The 4,077-nt window shown below is 57.1% G+C and carries 5 protein-coding genes; 2 read left to right on the forward strand and 3 right to left on the reverse strand.

What is annotated here, in order from left to right; genetic code table 11:
- Positions 1–133: 133 nt before the first annotated feature.
- Positions 134–268, reverse strand: a complete 135-nt coding sequence (locus Q8O35_RS02030; protein ID WP_305570041.1) for a hypothetical protein — start codon at positions 266–268, stop codon at positions 134–136.
- A gap of 229 nt (positions 269–497) precedes the next feature.
- On the opposite strand from Q8O35_RS02030, the gene Q8O35_RS02035 reads away from it, so the two are divergent.
- Positions 498–734, forward strand: a complete 237-nt coding sequence (locus Q8O35_RS02035) for a hypothetical protein (protein WP_305570043.1) — start codon at positions 498–500, stop codon at positions 732–734.
- Between the two features lie 187 nt (positions 735–921).
- Here Q8O35_RS02035 and Q8O35_RS02040 read toward each other — a convergent pair whose 3' ends face one another.
- Positions 922–1,527, reverse strand: a complete 606-nt coding sequence (locus Q8O35_RS02040; RefSeq protein WP_305570045.1) for a recombinase family protein — start codon at positions 1,525–1,527, stop codon at positions 922–924.
- A 131-nt stretch (positions 1,528–1,658) separates the two neighbouring features.
- Entirely contained in the window at positions 1,659–3,047 is a 1,389-nt protein-coding gene (locus tag Q8O35_RS02045; protein ID WP_305570047.1) for a hypothetical protein, read from the reverse strand.
- Positions 3,048–3,632: 585 nt separating this feature from the next.
- Between Q8O35_RS02045 and Q8O35_RS02050 the strand changes: the two genes are divergently transcribed.
- The coding region (locus Q8O35_RS02050; protein ID WP_305570049.1) for a hypothetical protein at positions 3,633–4,077 on the forward strand (445 nt) is incomplete at its 3' end.

Below are 4,077 nucleotides of genomic sequence, written 5' to 3' on the forward strand. Positions count from 1 at the left end.
GCTTTTGATTGGTTTTACGCGGCGCTCACGGTATAAAAAGAAAGCTGCCGTGAGGAGGACAGCTAAAAGAACTAAAAGTGTCGTTTCCATGGTTAGCTCTCCAAGCCTGCGCGTTCGCCCATGGCTTTCCTACTCAGCCCCTAGGCTCCCTGCGCCTCTTCCAATTCTTTAGGTATAACTTGGCAAGCTCCTGAGGCCTGACAACCAGCAAGTTTTCTGCATTCTTCTCTTTGGCGCACTTGGTGAAGTTGAAACTGCCTGCGACCACGGTCTCCTGGTCAATAATTGTAATTTGTTATGGGCGATGGCGTGCTTCCTGTCAATGGCGGTGTGGATGCCCGCTTGACGGGGAAGGACGCAAAGCTCTACGAGGCCTTGGCCCTTGTGGATGCGCTGCGCATCGGGCGCGCCTGGGAGAAGAACCTCGCCCAAAACCTCCTAATGTAGCTCCTGAGGAAGAAGTGAGACCCCGCTGGCGCGGTAACGTCGAGAACCTCATGACTGCAACCCGTCTCCTGGGCGAGTTGGCGGCTGAGGTCGTCTTCGTCGGTGGCGCTGCCATGGGCTTGCTGCTGACCGATTCTGACGCACCTAACGTCCGCCCGACCCTCGACGACTTCCTGGACGGCCTGCCAGGCCTCTTGCACCCAGACCCCGGTAGCCAAGCCAGCGTCCCCGTTATCCTCGACTGCATGCGCCGCATCGCCGCAAGCGCCCCGCAGGACCGCCCCTAAAACTCGCCAGGAGGCCCCTAGAAGCTCACGGAGCGCGCGAACCGACCGAGGGCCTGGCTCGGCCCTTGAGGGCCTCCATTGAGGCCACAAATCCCGGTATTCATGCTAGTTGGATGGGGGGAGGGGGCAGCGCAAATTGTGTGGATTATGTGCGCAACTTGCGCTCAATGTTCCCTTGAGAACGGGTTCAGCCGACGCGGCGGGTCTTGAGGAAATGCTGGAGCGTGGCGGGCGCGACGTCCACTATCTTCGCAATGCTGGCCTTCGAGACCCCCTTCTGGAGGAACTGCTCGATTTCCCCCGACTTGCTGTCCAGGCGGCTCTTGCCGAGCCCCTTGGGTCGACCAAGTTGCTTACCTTCTGCCCTGGCCCGCTCAAGCCCGGACTTCGTGCGCTCGGAGATGAGGTCCCGCTCGATTTCGGCCATGAGGCCGAACATGGCCACCTGCACCTTGGCCGTCATGTCGCGTTCGCCGTTCAGGCGCATGCCTTGCTTCACGGCAACGAAGCTCACGCCCTTGTCCATCAGCTCGTCGACCACCATGACTATCTGGGACAAGGAGCGCCCGAGGCGGTCGAGGGCAGAAACGATGAGCGTGTCGCCAGCCCCGAGCTTGCCGAGCAGCTCATCAATGCCCCGTTCCTTCATGGAGCGGCGGGTGCTCATCTCCAGGCGGACCCACTCGTCCACCTTCGTGCCGTTCGCCTCGGCATAGCGCCGAATCTCCAGCTCCTGGTTCTGCACATCCTGTCCGCTTGTCGAGACCCGAAGATACGCCACCGTCTTGCCCATGTTCTCCCTCCCGGAGGTCGGATTCGAAGAAAGTCTGCCAGCCATATTTCTTCGTATCCATCCAGGTGGAATATGCAACCCTTTTCTTCGTCTTTTGCGGCTGAATTATACGGTCGTTTTCGTCGAATCACTCAGCTCGTGCTGCCTGGGGCCGGAGCCTCCTTGCGCTTGATTATGGGGTGCTGGCCGACGTGCTTACAGTAGGCATCGTTCATGTAGTGGCCGAGCGCAGACTCGTGGCGCTTCGGGACGATGAAGCTGTCATGGATGGGGAGGAAGGGGATGCCATCACGAATCAGGATGAACATGATTTCCTCAGCGATGCAGCTATCCTTGTACTGGAGCCTCAAGGAGTGCCCCTTGAAGAAGTAGTCCTCAATAGCCGGATGGTGAGCCCGCATCATGGCGAGGATTTTCCTCCCATCCTCATAGGTGATGTCGAAGCCTTTGTCCTTTGCAGAGTTGAACATGGCATGCGGAGCAGTCCCCTCCCTGTCGTGGAAGAGGAGCACGCTAAACGCAGCTTTTGCCAAGTCCCGTGGTACGCCTGGAAGCTCATAGGCATCCGCACGTGCAGGGAGTCCGGCTTCCGCATGGAGCATGCTCGGGTGGCAGCATCCGAAGTCCAGCTCGACGGTCGGCTCTCCGTTGAGGGTCAGATAGGGGCGATATTCTCGCTTCATCTCTTGAGCCCAGTGCCGGTAGAACCGCCCTCCCAGCTTGAGCCCCTGGTCTGCGAAGATGCGGCAGACCAACCTCCGCGTCGTATCAAGTGGCAACCTGCTGTTGGGCGTGTGAGGGGCAGGCATGCCCGCAGGCAAGTCCATGCCGACTTCCTGGGCGAGCAGGGCCTCGTTGATGCGCATGACCTTCCTGGCCATGTCCCGAGCACGCATAGATGGCTTCGGCTCGCGGTAGGTGCCTTGCTCATCCTTAATCAGGACGGGAGGGTGCTGAATGACTATAGAACTTGGGGAAGCATCGACCTCCAGGAGCATAGCCCCGAGCTTCTCCGTGGCCCGCATCCGCGACTGCCTGCCCTTGTTCTTGTCGTGGTCGTATTCGCCGCGCCTGTATACTATGAAGCCAGCCTTCTCGAGAGCATTAACTAACCGAATCTTTGGCTTGAACGGAAAGCCATCCAAGTCGCCCTCCCGGCGGGAGAACCGCACGTAGAGCTTCGGGTCCTGGGACGAGGCTGCGACCAAGTTTGCCAAGATGTCCTTGAGGGCCTTCTGGTGGAGCTTGAACTGCATCGGGCGGGGAAGGTGGCCTTCAAGCTCGAGGTACGCGAGAATTTTGTCGACGAGTTCATCCCAGGCGTCACCGATGCCCTGCTTGTCGGGCGAGAGCACTCGAGCGTAGAGCAAATCATCAAGATTAGCCCCGCTGCCAGCATTGGCTTTTCGAGCCATCTCTTCTAGCTGGTGCCATTCCTCCGGGTCGAGGTCATAAATTTCGAACGCTCGTTCATCGGAAAAATCCCATGTGAGTGAATGCCCGCCGCGCCGCATTTTCATAACTCCTATTTCTCCTGCTATTTCCTGTTCTCTTCATCTTCTGCTTCTTCTCTTACTCTTAAAGAGAAAGGCGCATTGCGCTACTATACTGGAAGCTAATCAACGTAAGTATATGAAATAACGAGACTCTACGTTTTTTGGCATTAACCTCTGGTCGAGCTATGCCCCTTGCGTCAAGGGGCTAACTCAACTGAAAGACATTCGAGTCAACAGCTCGGTTTTAAAGGGAAAGACTGATTTTGAGCCGGGGTTGCGTGTTAAACGGGTTAGTTCGAAGAATCAACAGTCGCCACGAAGCCTGAGCCAAGCTGATGGTGCCGGGGGTGGCTCAGCGACAGTGGCTCTCATGGCCATGGGTGAACGTGGCCAGGGCGAACCTGTCGCCCCTCGCATGGCGGTAAGACGGAGAGCTGCGAGACATAAGTAAGTGCCTATGATATTGAGTGATTATTGACACAAAGCCCCTGTTCGGGCATACACTCAAATTTGAGAGTGAACATCACCTGCACGGTCAGGGATGACAGTCAAATGCCTTCTGGCCTGAACCGAGCAGCTGTCTCTCAACCATCCGAGGCGGGGAATAATATGTCCACCAAGAAGTCACCGGCAGCAATAACTTTTGCAGAGGCCTTCAAACAACTCGCAGACGAGGGCAGAGAGGCGAAAATTCGATATGACCAAGCCTGCGTCCGCACAACGAGCACTCCGAGGAAGCCCCCGCACGAAGAGCGAGAGAGGCAGACGCAGGAAGCCATGAGTATGCCGGAACCTAAAAAGCCGAGGCGCACAAGCCTCCTCGACAAAATCAAAGCGCACAATCCCATCGGAGAGGAGCGCCAACAGCAGTCCAGGGAAATCCTGGACAGGATGGTTCCCGGTGGGAACCCTCACAGTGAGTCTCACAGTGAACTTCATGGTGTGAATCTCACACCGGGAAGTTCACCGTCGCCACCTAAGAGATTAGATAGATTAAGAGAAATCTATCAATCGCATGAAGGCTATGAAGGCAACTACGAGAACTGGAAGAACC

This window comes from Humidesulfovibrio sp., from assembly GCF_030689645.1.
In the GTDB taxonomy this organism is placed as follows: Bacteria; Desulfobacterota; Desulfovibrionia; order Desulfovibrionales; family Desulfovibrionaceae; genus Humidesulfovibrio.